Origin of the sequence: Acidovorax sp. JMULE5 (assembly GCF_013376875.1) — a bacterium.
Taxonomy (GTDB): domain Bacteria; phylum Pseudomonadota; class Gammaproteobacteria; order Burkholderiales; family Burkholderiaceae_C; genus Acidovorax; species Acidovorax facilis.
In genome coordinates, this window is record NZ_CP035951.1 from 1141709 (window position 1) to 1154622 (window position 12914).

At 66.9% G+C, this 12914-nt stretch carries 13 protein-coding genes; 9 read left to right on the forward strand and 4 right to left on the reverse strand.

The features are described 5' to 3' along the window. Nucleotides 1–53: 53 nt before the first annotated feature. On the forward strand, nt 54–482 hold the full coding sequence (locus EXV95_RS05170; RefSeq protein WP_176886063.1) for a nuclear transport factor 2 family protein: 429 nt from the start codon (nt 54–56) through the stop codon (nt 480–482). On the opposite strand, the gene EXV95_RS05175 is transcribed toward EXV95_RS05170, so the two are convergent. After that, nucleotides 460–1386, reverse strand: a complete 927-nt coding sequence (locus EXV95_RS05175) for a LysR family transcriptional regulator (protein ID WP_099741234.1) — start codon at nt 1384–1386, stop codon at nt 460–462. The two genes, EXV95_RS05170 and EXV95_RS05175, sit on opposite strands and share 23 nt — an antisense overlap. Before the next feature lie 108 nt (nt 1387–1494). On the opposite strand from EXV95_RS05175, the gene metE reads away from it, so the two are divergent. Further along, complete coding sequence (metE, locus tag EXV95_RS05180; RefSeq protein WP_176886064.1) at nt 1495–3885, forward strand: 5-methyltetrahydropteroyltriglutamate--homocysteine S-methyltransferase; 2391 nt, start codon at nt 1495–1497, stop codon at nt 3883–3885. Between the two features lie 12 nt (nt 3886–3897). On the opposite strand, the gene EXV95_RS05185 is transcribed toward metE, so the two are convergent. Next, entirely contained in the window at nt 3898–4851 is a 954-nt protein-coding gene (locus EXV95_RS05185) for a ketopantoate reductase family protein (RefSeq protein ID WP_176886065.1), read from the reverse strand. Between the two features lie 149 nt (nt 4852–5000). Between EXV95_RS05185 and EXV95_RS05190 the strand changes: the two genes are divergently transcribed. The 7 genes from EXV95_RS05190 (at nt 5001) to EXV95_RS05220 (ending at nt 11674) form a co-directional block, all read left to right on the forward strand. Next, nucleotides 5001–5342 carry a hypothetical protein gene (locus tag EXV95_RS05190; RefSeq protein WP_176886066.1) on the forward strand — a complete coding sequence of 114 codons (342 nt, stop codon included), beginning with the start codon at nt 5001–5003 and terminating at the stop codon, nt 5340–5342. Nucleotides 5343–5348: 6 nt separating this feature from the next. Beyond that, complete coding sequence (locus EXV95_RS05195; RefSeq protein ID WP_176886067.1) at nt 5349–5996, forward strand: zeta toxin family protein; 648 nt, start codon at nt 5349–5351, stop codon at nt 5994–5996. A gap of 215 nt (nt 5997–6211) precedes the next feature. After that, nucleotides 6212–6724 (forward strand): MarR family winged helix-turn-helix transcriptional regulator, encoded by a 513-nt coding sequence (locus EXV95_RS05200; RefSeq protein ID WP_176886068.1) that lies wholly within the window; start codon nt 6212–6214, stop codon nt 6722–6724. A 59-nt stretch (nt 6725–6783) separates the two neighbouring features. After that, nucleotides 6784–8259, forward strand: coding sequence for an efflux transporter outer membrane subunit (locus EXV95_RS05205; protein ID WP_255484929.1), 1476 nt, complete (start codon nt 6784–6786; stop codon nt 8257–8259). A 73-nt stretch (nt 8260–8332) separates the two neighbouring features. Next, complete coding sequence (locus EXV95_RS05210; protein WP_176886069.1) at nt 8333–9658, forward strand: HlyD family efflux transporter periplasmic adaptor subunit; 1326 nt, start codon at nt 8333–8335, stop codon at nt 9656–9658. A 16-nt stretch (nt 9659–9674) separates the two neighbouring features. Next, nucleotides 9675–11303 carry a DHA2 family efflux MFS transporter permease subunit gene (locus EXV95_RS05215; protein ID WP_255484930.1) on the forward strand — a complete coding sequence of 543 codons (1629 nt, stop codon included), beginning with the start codon at nt 9675–9677 and terminating at the stop codon, nt 11301–11303. Nucleotides 11304–11515: 212 nt separating this feature from the next. Continuing rightward, nucleotides 11516–11674, forward strand: a complete 159-nt coding sequence (locus EXV95_RS05220; protein ID WP_007856361.1) for a DUF3309 family protein — start codon at nt 11516–11518, stop codon at nt 11672–11674. Between the two features lie 137 nt (nt 11675–11811). Here EXV95_RS05220 and EXV95_RS05225 read toward each other — a convergent pair whose 3' ends face one another. Next, nucleotides 11812–12390: a hypothetical protein gene (locus EXV95_RS05225; RefSeq protein WP_176886070.1), complete on the reverse strand. Its 579-nt coding sequence runs from the start codon at nt 12388–12390 to the stop codon at nt 11812–11814. Nucleotides 12391–12521: 131 nt separating this feature from the next. Further along, nucleotides 12522–12899 carry a PH domain-containing protein gene (locus EXV95_RS05230; protein WP_176886071.1) on the reverse strand — a complete coding sequence of 126 codons (378 nt, stop codon included), beginning with the start codon at nt 12897–12899 and terminating at the stop codon, nt 12522–12524. Nucleotides 12900–12914: the final 15 nt, after the last annotated feature.

Consider the following 12914-nt stretch of genomic DNA (forward strand, 5'->3'; position numbering starts at 1 on the left):
AGCCGCCGGGCGCGGCGAAGCTCAGGGCATCTTTCTCCACCACGCTCCTGCCCATGACCACGCCACTCGACACCGTCCGCACCTACCTCGCCCACCTGCACGCCAGCCACACCGACGGGTTGATTGCCTGCTTTGAAGACGATGGCGTGGTGCATTCGCCCTTCCTGGGCACCATGCGCGCGAGCGACTTTTTCAAGAAGCTCGCCCAGGCCTCCAGCGGCAGCGTGATCACCGTGCTGGATCTGTTTGTCTCCGCCCAGCCAGACAACGGCGGCGCCGTGCGGGTCGCCGCCTATTTCCGCTACGACTGGACTTTGAACGATGGCCGGGAGGTAACCTTCACCTGCGTGGATGTGTTCACGTTCGACGCGGGCAGCACGCGGATCCGCGACATGAACATCGTCTACGACACCCATCCGCTGCGCGAGGAAGTGGGCGACAAGTACGCGCCTGATCCAGTCACAACAGTTCCACGCCCTTGAGCGTCACAAAACTCGTCTCGCGCGTGACCTGCACAAAATCCTGCAGGTACGGCTTGGCCGACAGGCTGGGCAGGCAGGCGGCGTGCAGCTCGCCGCGCAGGCCTTTGTCGCCAATCGGTCTGGCAGTCACGTATCCCCGGTCCAGATAGCTCTGCACCGCCCACAGCGGCAGCGCCGCCACGCCGCGCCCGCTGGCGACCAGCTGCAGCATGGCCACCGTCAGCTCGGTGGTACGGCGCGGGGGGCGCACACCGGCGGGCTCCAGCACCTGGCGGATCAGGTCCAGCATCTCGTCGGGCACGGGGTAGGTGATGATGGTCTGGTCGGCAAAGTCCTGCGCCACCAGGTGCGGCTTGGCCACCAGCGGGTGCGTGTTGGCCAGCAGTGCGCGGATCTCGAAGCCAAACAGCGCGTGGTAGTCCACCCCCGCCTCGTCGGCATCCACCTCGGACACGATGGCCACATCGGCCCGGCCCTGGTGCAGCAGGCCCACCGGGTCGGCATGAAAGCCGCTCACGATGTCCAGCTCCACCTCGGGCCAGCGGGTGCGAAACGCGTCCATAGCGGGCATCAGCCAGTCAAAGCAGGTGTGGCATTCCACCGCAATGCGCATCTGCCCACCCTGCCCCAGCACCAGGCGGGCGATGTCGCGCTCGGCTCCTTCCACCTGCGGCAGCATCGCATCGGCCAGCGCCAGCAGACGCTCGCCCACGGCGGTGAACTGCGGCGGCACCGATTTGCGCTCAAACAGCGGCTGGCCGTAGCGGTCTTCCAGCAGCTTGATCTGGTGCGACAGCGCCGACTGCGTGAGGTTGAGCAACTGCGCGGCCCGCACCAGGCTGCCGCTGTCGCGCAGGGCCACCAGCGTGCGCAGGTGGCGCACTTCCAGAATCGACTGGTTCATTATTAATTTTCAAGTTGAACGGCCAAAACTTTCGTTTGAATAATAAACGAGGCCGCGCGACCATCGGTGCCTTCATTGCATTGCTCCATTCAGAAGAAGGAAATCACCATGTCGCTCGCCGCAGTTGTCGTAACAGCCGCCACCCGCCGCCCCGTGCTCACGCACACCCTGGGCTTTCCGCGCATGGGGGCGCAGCGCGCGCTGAAGTTCGCACTCGAATCCTTCTGGCGCGGCGATAGCACCGAGGCCGATCTGCAGGTCACCGCTGCCCAGCTGCGCCAGTTGCACTGGCAGGCGCAGGCCGACGCAGGCCTCGGCTTTGTGACCGTGGGCGACTTTGCGCTGTACGACCATGTGGCCAACCACATCCAACTGCTGGGCTGCGAGCCTGCGCGTTTTGGCTTTGACGCCCACACGCCCGAGCTGGCGCGCTACTTTGCTATGGCCCGGGGCGTGTCGGCCCAAGCTGAAAACCACCAAGGCTGCAGCGCCGGTTGCACAGCCAAGCACACCACCGCAGGCCAGCCCGCGCTGGAGATGACCAAGTGGTTTGACACCAATTACCACTACCTCGTGCCCGAGTTCAGCGCCCACACCCAGTTCCACCTGGCCAGCGAGCGTCTGTTTGACGAAGTGGCCGAGGCCCAGGCGCTGGGCCACCGCGTCAAGGCCGTGCTGCTGGGGCCGCTGAGCTTTTTGTGGCTGGGCAAATCCAAGGCGGCAGGGTTTGACCGCTTCAGCCTGCTGGAATCCCTGCTGCCGGTGTACGAAGCCGTGCTGGCGCGCCTGAAGGCGCAGGGCGTGGAATGGGTGCAGATCGACGAACCCATCCTGGGCCTGGACCTGCCCGACGCCTGGCGCCATGCCTTTGAGCCCAGCTACTGGCAACTGGCGCGCAGCGCGCCCAAGCTGCTGCTGGCCACCTACTTCTCGCCGCTGGCCGAGAACCTGCGCCTGGCCTGCCAGCTGCCCGTGGCCGGGCTGCATGTGGACGCCGTGCGCGCGCCGGAAGAACTGGTGGGCGTGGCCGACTGGTTGCCTTCGCACAAGGTGCTGTCGGTGGGCGTTGTGGATGGCCGCAACATCTGGCGCACCGATCTGGATGCGGCGCTGCAAAAGCTGCGGCCCGTGGCCGACAAGCACCAGGGCGAGCTGTGGCTGACGCCGTCGTGCTCGCTGCTGCATGTGCCGTTCAGCCTGCAGGCCGAAACGCAGCTGGATGCCGAGGTGAAGTCGTGGCTGGCGTTTGCCGTCGAAAAGCTCGATGAACTGCGCGTGCTTGCCACCGCCTTGTCGCAAGGCGAAGCGGCGGTGGACGACGAACTGCACGCCGCCCGCACCGCCCTGGCCGCCCGCCGCGCCAGCCCGCGTGTACACCGCACCACAGTGGCGGCCCGCATTGCCGCAGCCGCGCCAGGGGCCGATCAGCGCGCCAGCGCCTTCCCTGCCCGGCAAAAAGCCCAGCGCGCACGGCTGAAGCTGCCGCTGTTGCCCACCACCACGATCGGCTCGTTCCCACAGACGGCCGAGATCCGCGCCGCACGCGCCGCCTTTAAGCGCGGAGCACTCGATGCAGCCCACTACCAGCAAAAGATGCAAGCGGAAATTGCCCTGGCCGTGCACAAGCAAGAAGCGCTAGGCATTGACGTGCTGGTGCACGGCGAAGCCGAGCGCAACGACATGGTCGAATACTTTGGCGAGCAGCTCGATGGCTTTGCCTTCACCGCCAATGGCTGGGTGCAAAGCTACGGCTCGCGCTGCGTGAAGCCGCCCATCATCTACGGCGATGTGGCCCGCCCCACGCCCATGACGGTGGCCTGGACGCAATATGCCCAGAGCCTCACCGCCAAACCCATGAAAGGCATGCTCACCGGGCCCATCACCATCCTGCAATGGAGCTTTGTGCGCGACGACCAGCCGCGCGCCACCACGGCCGACCAGATCGCTTGGGCGATCCGCGACGAGGTGTGCGACCTGGAAGCCGCCGGCATCGCAATCATCCAGATCGACGAGCCCGCCATCCGCGAAGGCCTGCCGCTGCGCCGCGCGGGGTGGAAGAGCTATCTGGACCGCGCCACCCGCGCCTTCCGCATCAGCGCCAGCGGCGTGCGCAACGACACGCAGATCCACACCCACATGTGCTACAGCGAGTTCAACGACATCCTGCCCGCCATCGCGGCCATGGATGCGGATGTGATCACCATTGAGACAAGCCGGTCGGACATGGAGCTGCTGCAGGGCTTTGGGGACTTCAAATACCCCAACGAGATCGGCCCCGGCGTGTACGACATCCACTCCCCCCGCGTGCCCGGCGTGCAGGAGATGGCTGCGCTGCTGGAAAAAGCCGCCGAGGTGGTGCCCGTGGAGCACCTGTGGGTGAACCCCGACTGCGGCCTCAAGACCCGGGGCTGGCCCGAGACCGAAGCCGCCCTGCGCCATATGGTGCAGGCGGCCCAGGAAGTGCGCGAGCGACTGTTGGAAGAAGCCGCGCTGGCCTGACCGATCCCGGGTTCAGCCCGCAGCGCGCTTCATCTCGGCCAACTTCACCAGCACCTGCAGCGCGTGGTTCAGCGGTGTCGGTACCCCAAGGGCCGCGCCGCGCTTCACGACATAACCGTTCAGGTGGTCGATCTCGGTGGGTTTGCCCCGCGCCAGGTCCTGCGCGGTGGACGAAACCTGGCCCGGCATGGTGCTGGCAATGCCGCGCACGGCCGCCTGCACATCGCCCGGGATCGTCACCCCGTCGGCAGCCGCCACCGCCAAGCATTCGGCCACGATATCGGCAATCACCTGCGTCACGCCGGGCAACTGCACCAGCGGGCCATAGGGCTGCTGCGACAAGGCCGACAGCGCGTTGTAGGCACTGTTGAGCACCAGCTTGGCCCAGAGCGCGCCGCGTACGTTGTCTGACACCTGGGTGGGAATGCCCGCCGCCGTGAGCTGGCGGGCCACCTCGTCGCTGCGTGGCGAAGGTGCGATCACCAACTCGCCCCGGCCATGGTGTACCACGTGCCCGGGGCCGCCCATGGCAGTAGCAACATAGACCACGGCAGCGGCCACGGCGGTGCTGGCGTCCAGCACGGCGCGCACGCGCTCGTCGTTGTCCACGCCGTTCTGCAAAGTCAGCACCAGCGCACCGGGGGCCAGATGGGGGCGAATCTGCTGTGCAGCGTCTTCCGAATCGGACGACTTCACGCAGAACAGCACCACGTCTGCGCCATGCACCGCGCTGGCCTCGGTGCTGGCCGCCAGGGGCACTTGCACGTCCATTTCCGCCGTCTGCAGCCGCAGGCCGTTGTCCCTTATCGCCAGCACATGGGCCGGCCGCCCGATAAGTGTGACGGCATGGCCCGCCCGGGCCAGCAAGGCGCCAAAGTAGCAGCCTACGGCGCCCGCGCCCATCACAGCAAAACGCAGCGGTGGGATGGCGGAAGGGGCGGATGCGAGCAAGGGAGATTCGGTCATAGGGCAGTCTGCAGGCTGAATCAGCGGGTGAATGAAGGTTTGAGCGCGCATGGTATCGCCCTATACCCTTACACGGAGAGAGTGAGGCCGGCAGAGCACTTTGCTTTCACACCCCGATTGGCGCAAAATGCGCCAATCAGGAGATCGCCATGTCCGCCACTGCCTTTTCTTCCGTCAAGCTCCCCGCCCACCTGGTGGAGCAGGCCCGCCAGGCCGCGCAGCCCATGCGCCGCTCGGTGGCCAGCCAGATCGAATACTGGGCCACGCTGGGCCAGATCGTGGAACACACGGGCCTGAGCGTGCAGGAAGCCCGCAGCGCCATCGAGCAGTACGAAGCTGCAGCGGCGCGCACCGCCACCCTGGCGGCCCCCACGTCGGTGGATGCCCTCACCGCCCGCCTGCTGGCAGCCCAAACGCGCGGCACGCTGGCGCAGCGGGTGCGTGAAGTGGTGCTGGAGAACCAGGCCAAAGCCGCAACCCCTGTCGCCTGACACTGAATGGTGCCCCCCGCCCAGCAGCCCTTCTCACCGCCTCGCCACAACACGCCGCCCCGCTGGTTCCACCTGCTGGCAGGCCCGAACGGCGCGGGCAAATCCACGCTGTACCGCGCCCTGGTGCGCGAAGGCATCCTGGGTCCGCCGCTGGAGTTTGTGAACGCCGATCTCTACGAACAGGCGCACCTGCAGCACATTGCCGACCCCGAAGCCCGGTCCGAAGCCGCCCGCCAATGGGCCGATGACCGCCGTGCCACCCTGCTGCGCGAAGGCGCCGACTTCGCCAGCGAAACCGTGTTTTCGCACCCCTCCAAACTGGCGCTGATCGAAGAAGCCCAGCGCTGTGGCTACACCGTGGCCCTGTACATCGTGGCGCTGGACGACCCAGCCCGGCTGCTGACCCGCGTGGCGCAGCGCGTGCGCGAAGGTGGGCACCCGGTGCCGCCCGAACGCATCCTGGCCCGCTACCCCCGCACCATGGACAACCTAGCCCAAGCCGTGCGGCAGGCGGATGTGTCCTATCTGTATGACGCTGCCGAGGCCACCGGCACCAGCACCGGGCCGCAGCTGGTGGCCGTGTGCTCCCCCGCTCAGGTCACGCCCTTGGCCCAACCGCTGCCCGCCTGGGCGCAGCGCCTGACCAGTCAATAGCCGATACGTCCACGCGCTGCACGGGCCTGTGCGGGCAGCCCACTCTCATCTACTGTGCCGTCGGCTCAATGCCAAATTGGGGCTCTGCGCACATCTGTAGTCATCTATAGCTATCCCTTTGATAGCAATCATGACTCCGTAAAAACCCTGAGTACATCGCGGGTGTTATCTATTTGCCAAGACAATCATTGTCTAGTCAATTAAATTCACCCTCCATGACTTCCAACACCTCCTCGCCGTCGCAGCCCGGCTCGGGCTTCTACAGCCCCAACCAGCTTCAGCCCGAAAACAGCGTGGGCTACCTGATGCGCAAGGTGATGACGTCCATCCGCACCCAGGCCGATGCGCAGCTGTCCACCCACGACCTGACCTACGCCCAGTGGTTGCCGCTGTTCAAGATCTCGCGCTGCCCCACCACCACCGTGGCCAGCCTGGCGCGGGACCTGGAGACCGACCCGGCCTCCATGACCCGCGCGCTCGACCGCCTGGAGGCCAAAGGCCTGGTGGCGCGCGAGCGCTCCACCACCGACCGCCGCGTGGTGCAACTGGCACTCACCCCCGAGGGCGACAAGGTGGCCGACCAGGTGCCGCCGGTGCTGGCCGAAGTGCTCAACGGCCACCTGAGCGACTTCACCCATGACGAATGGCAACTGCTGCTGCGCCTGCTGCGCCGCATGCTGGCCAATGGCGAAGCGCTGCGCCAGCAGCGCGGCGCAGACGCCGACTGAACGCGCAGCCCACACCGTTTTCCTCCACACAACACCCCAAAACCATTCTGGAGAACCCCGTGAACACCCCATCCCCCCTGCCCTCCACCCGCTCGGCTCTGGCGGCCCATTTCGCGGTATCGGCCCTGGCGCTGGCCGCCGCCCTCCTGCTGGTGGGCTGCGCCAGCCCCGGCCCGGCCCACACGCCGCTGGCGCAGACCACCCCGTCGGCCGTGGGCCTGAACGCCGCGGCCACCGAGATCGCTGCCCCCAGCCAGTGGTGGAAAACACTGGGCGACGAGCAGCTCAACACCCTGATCGACCAAGCCCTGCAAGGCAACCCCAGCCTGGCCGTCAGCCGCGCGCGGCTGGAGCAGGCCGTGGCCCTGAGCCAGGTGCGCGAGGCGGCCAACGGCCCGCAGGCCACGCTGGGCGTGGACGCCACCCGCCAGCGCTACACCGCCAACGGACTGGTGCCCGCCCCGGTGGCAGGCAACACCTACAACAGCGGCACCGTGCAGGCCACGCTGAGCTGGTCGCCCGACTTCTTCGGCCAGCATGCCGCCGAGCTGCAGGCCGCCCTGGGTCAGGCGCGTGCCGCCCAGGCTGACGCCGCAGCCGCCGCCAACACCCTGGCCGCCCAGGTGGGCCGCAGCTATGTGGCGCTGGCCCGGCTGGTGGCCCAGCGCGATGTGGCCGTGCGGGCGCTGGCGCAGCGCGAAGAGCAACGCAAGCTCACCCAAGAGCGCACCGCCGCAGGCCTGGACAGCCAGGTCGAGCTGACCCAGGCCCAGGCCGCTGTGCCCGATGCCCGCACCCAGATCGAGGCACTGGATGAACAAATCACCCTGGCCCGCCGCCAGCTGGCCGTGCTGACCGGCCAGGCGCCCGACGCGCTGCCCACGGTCACGCCGCAACTCGCCGCACTGCAACCCACTGCCGTGCCCGAGGTGCTGGGCGCCGACCTGCTGGGCCGCCGCCCCGACGTGGTGGCCGCGCGCTGGCGCGTGGAGGCCGCGACCCAGGGGGTGAACAGCGCGCGCAGCGAGTTCTATCCCAACATCAACATTGGCGCCTTCATTGGCCTGAACTCGTTAGGGCTGGACCGCTTGTTCAACGGCAGCTCGCGCCAGATGGGTGTGACCCCCGCGCTGCGCCTGCCGATCTTTGACGGCGGCCGCCTGCGCGCCCAGCTGGGCGGCCGCGCTGCCGAGCTGGACGCCGCCATCGCCCAGTACAACGGCGCCGTGCTCGATGCGGTGAAGGAAGCCGGCGACGCCGTAGCCTCCATCCAGTCGCTCACCCGCCAGCAGGCCTTGCAGGACGAGGCCGTGGCCAGTGCCGAAAAAGCCTACCGCTTTGCGCAGGAGCGCTACCGCGCGGGCCTGGGCAACTACCTGGTGGTGCTCTCCACCGAAAGCCAGGTGCTGGCCCAGCGCCGCCTGGCCGTGGACCTGCGTGCTCGCCAGCTCGACACACGCCTGGTGCTGATGAAGGCCCTGGGTGGCGGCTGGAGCGACGACACGGCCGTGCTGCACACCGCCGCCGCGCACTGACCGGCCCACCGCACCGCACCGCACCGCACCCATTCAAAAACACATAACAACACATTCCTGAAAGACCACTGCCATGACCGCCCACAGCGAACCCCTCACCGCCAACGAAGCCAACACCGCCCGCCGCCGCGGCCTCACCCTCATCGCCGCCGCCGTCGCGCTGGTGGCCATCGGCTGGGGCGGCTGGCACTGGGCCAATGGCCGCCATGTGGAGACCACCGATAACGCCTACGTGGCGGGCAACGTGGTGCAGATCACGCCGCAGATCGGCGGCACCGTGGTGTCCATCGGCGCGGACGACACCGACTATGTGAAGGCCGGGCAACTGCTGGTCAAGCTGGACCCTGCCGACGCCCGCGTGGCGCTGGAGCAGGCCGAGGCCCAGCTGGCCCAGACCGTGCGCGAAGTGCGCACGCTGTATGCCAACAACGCCACCTTGAAGGCCCAGGTCAGCCTGCGCAGTGCCGACCTGGCCCGCGCCCAGGCCGACGCCGCCCGCATGCAGGACGACGTGAACCGCCGCGCCCCGCTGATGGCCAGCGGCGCCGTGGGCAAGGAAGAGTTCCAGCACGCCACTGCGCAGCTGGCCGCTGCCAAGAGCACCGTGGCCGCCGCCCAGTCGGCCGTGCTGGCCGCGCAAGAGCAGCTGGCCGCCAGCCAGACGCAGACCGAAGGCACCTCCATCGAGCAGCACCCCAACGTGGCGCGTGCCTCGGCCCGCGTGCGCGAAGCCTACCTGGCTGTGCAGCGCGCACAACTGGTCGCCCCGCTGGATGGCCATGTGGCCAAGCGTGGCGTGCAGGTGGGCCAGCGTGTGCAGGCGGGTGCCCCGCTGATGACGCTGGTGCCACTGAACGACCTGTGGGTGGACGCGAACTTCAAGGAAAGCCAGCTCAAGACCCTGCGCATCGGCCAGCCGGCCGAGCTGGAGGCCGACGTGTATGGCACCAAGGTCGTCTACCACGGCACCGTGACGGGTCTGGGCGCGGGCACCGGCGCCGCCTTTGCGCTGCTGCCTGCGCAGAATGCCACCGGCAACTGGATCAAGGTGGTGCAGCGGGTGCCCGTGCGCATTGCGCTCGACCCCAAGGAAGTGGCCGAGCACCCGCTGCGCGTGGGCCTGTCGATGGAAGTCAAGGTGGACACCGCCGACCAGAGCGGCAAGACGCTGGCCGACACCCAGCGCACCACGCCCGTGGCCGCCACCGCGGTGTTCGACGAGCAGTTCAAGGCCGCCGACGACGAGGTGGCCCACATCATTGCCGCCAACCTGGGTCGCAGCGGCAAGGCTGCTGTGGCCGTGGCATCGCCCAAGGTGGGCAAGGCGCCCGCGCAAAGCCAGCAGCAACACGCCTCGGCACCGGTGGCCTCGGCAGTGCAGTCGCCTGTGGTGCAGTAAACGGGGTGGATAGCGCATGACCGCCGCCAACACCACTGCAGCCGCAGCCGACCAGGCGCCCGCGAAGGCGGCGCCCGCAGCAGTGCAACCACCGGCCCCCGCCGCCTATCCACCGCTGCAGGGCACCGCCCTGTTGCTGGGCACCCTGTCGCTGTCGCTGGCCACGTTCATGAACGTGCTGGATTCGTCCATCGCCAACGTCTCCATCCCCGCCATTGCAGGTGACCTGGGTGTGAGCCCCGGCCAGGGCACCTGGGTCATCACCAGCTTTGGTGTGGCCAATGCGATCTCGGTGCCGCTCACCGGCTGGCTCACGCAGCGCTTTGGCGCGGTGCGCCTGTTCACCATGAGCGTAATGCTGTTTGTGCTGACCTCCTGGCTGTGCGGCTTTGCCTCGTCGCTGGAAATGCTGGTGTTCTTCCGCGTGCTGCAGGGCCTGGTGGCCGGGCCGATGATCCCGCTCAGCCAGACGCTGCTGCTCGCCAGCTACCCCAAGGCCCTGGCGGGCACGGCCCTGGCGCTGTGGGGCGTGACCACGCTGGTCGCGCCCGTGGTGGGCCCGCTGCTCGGCGGGTGGATCACCGACAACATCTCCTGGCCGTGGATCTTCTACATCAACGTGCCCGTGGGCCTGCTGGCCGGGCTGCTCACCTGGGGCATTTACCGCCAGCGCGAGACCCCCATCCGCAAGCTGCCCATCGACACCGTGGGCCTCAGCCTGCTGGTGCTGTGGGTGGGCGCGCTGCAGCTCATGCTCGACAAGGGCAAGGAGCTGGACTGGTTTGCCTCGGGCGAGATCATCACCATGGCCGTGGTCGCCGTGGTGGCGTTTGCGGTGTTCCTGGTGTGGGAGCTGACCGAAAAGCACCCGGTGGTGGACTTGAAGCTGTTCAAGGGACGCAACTTCACCTTTGGTGCGCTGGCGCTGTCGGTGGCCTATGCGCTCTTCTTTGGCAACGTGGTGCTGCTGCCCCTGTGGCTGCAGCAGTGGATGGGCTACACCGCCACCTCGGCCGGCATGGCGCTGGCGCCGGTGGGCATTTTTGCCATTTTGCTCACACCGCTGGTGGGCAAGAAGGTGGGCCAGTGGGACCCGCGCCGCATGGCCACGGGTGCGTTCATTGTGTTCAGCACGGTGCTGTGGATGCGTTCGCAGTTCACGGTGCAGACGGACTTCATCCACATCCTGATCCCCACCCTGCTGCAAGGCGCGGCCATGGCGTTCTTCTTCATCCCGCTGACCACGCTGACCTTGGCGGGTATCGCGCCAGAGCGTATCCCTGCAGCTGCGGGCCTGTCCAACTTTGTGCGCATCACCGCCGGGGCCATGGGCACGTCGATCGCCACCACGCTGTGGGAGAGCCGCGCCGCCATGCACCACGCGCACTTGACCGAAGGGCTGGTGCAGGGCCAGGGCGTGTTTGCACAGACGCTGGACAACCTCACCGCGTCCGGCCTCACGCAGATGCAGGCGCTGGCGCAGATCAACCGGCTGATCGACCAGCAGGCGTTCACACGCGCGGCCAACGACATCTTTTTGGGTTCGGCAGGTTTGTTCCTGCTGTTGATCGGTCTGATCTGGCTGACCCGCCGCCCCGCCAGAACGGGGGGCGCAGGTGCTGCAGATGCAGCTGGAGCGCACTAATTTGATAAAAATTGGCTGCTAGCGCTTATCCATAAAGCGCTAGCAGCTATATTTTCAATAGCACTTTATTGTTTCCCATCAGCACGACCTCAGCCCTCCATCCCACACGGCGTGTCGGAAAACCCTGACCACCGTGCGGGCGTGGCACCTGCGGGAAGCGCGCTGGATGCACCCAACAATGCATTCACCGCAACCCACAACAAGGAACCGCCATGTCACTTTCGCTGATTCTCCTGATCGTCCTGATCCTCATCCTGGTCGGCGCACTGCCCACCTGGGGCCACAGCCGCTCATGGGGCTACGGACCCAGCGGCGGGATTGGCCTGGTGGTGCTGATCCTGGTGATCTTGCTGCTCATGGGCAGGATATAAACCTCACCCACCCCTTGCGGTTGCGCTCGGCCCCCAAAAAGGGGCTGCGGCAACCGCAAAAAGCACAACGGCTCTTCTTGGGCCGTTGTGCTTTTTTGTGAACGAAATCGCGTATCGCGCCCAGACGAAGCCGCCGCTCACGCCACCCCGGCCCGCTGGGCGACCGTCGCGGCAAACGCGGTCGAAAACGCTGCAAACTCCTTGTCCGTCACGCTGCCATCGGCATTGCCGCTGCGGTCCATCAGCTGCATCACGGCCTGCGAGAAGTCGCTGCCCGCCTGGGCGCCTTTGGTCTTGGCCAGGCCTTTCAAGAATTCATCCTGCGTGATGGAGCCGTCCTTGTTCGCATCAAACCCGGCGGTCAGCTGCGCCTTTTGCGCATCGTCCGCGCCAAACCGGGTGAGCAGCTCCTGAAAATCCTGCGTAGACACCGGGCGGCCCGACAACGCGGCAGAAGCAGCGTTTGCGGCAGACCCCGCGCTGCCGCGCGCCACCGCACCCAGGGCGTTCTCCAACTTGCCCTGCGACACCAGGATGCCCTTGCCTGCAAAGCCCGCCAGGGCCTCCGCCTGCGGGCTCAGGGTGAGCACGGCAGACGGCTCGGGTTCCACATCAGCCCCGCTGCGCCGCGACGCAGACGACTTGCCAGGGCCACCAGCGGTGGCGTTGAAAATCAAGGAGGCGACCGAAGCCAGGCCAGAGATAAGGGGGGACATCGCTGTGAACTCCTGTGTGGCGAAAGCCCCGGTGCCTGTGTCAAAAAGGGACAGACCACCGCTTCGCCCAGTGAACTGAGGGTACGCGCCCCCCATTGCTGCAATGCCCGGATGAAACTGGGTAAACCGCGTTACTTCAGCACGTAGCTGGCCAGCACCGACTGCACCTCATAGATGCTGAGCTTCTTGTTGAACTGCTTTTGAAACGGCGCCGCAGAGCCGGATATCCAGATTTTGAGCTCTGCATCCAGATCGAACGTGCCACCGGTCTCGATGCTGAAGTGCGTGATGCTCTTGTACGGGAGGGAGTGGTATTCGACCTTGCTGCCCGTCATGCCCTGCTTGTCCACCAGCACCAACCGCTTGTTGGTAAACACAAAATAGTCGCGGATCAGCAGGTAGGCATGCTCCACCACCTCCCCCGGGGCCAGGATGCGGCTGAATTCGTCCTGAATCTTGGCTGCATCAATCTTGGATGCGTTGCCCATCACGCCATCAAGCAATCCCATGTTCTGTGCTCCGGT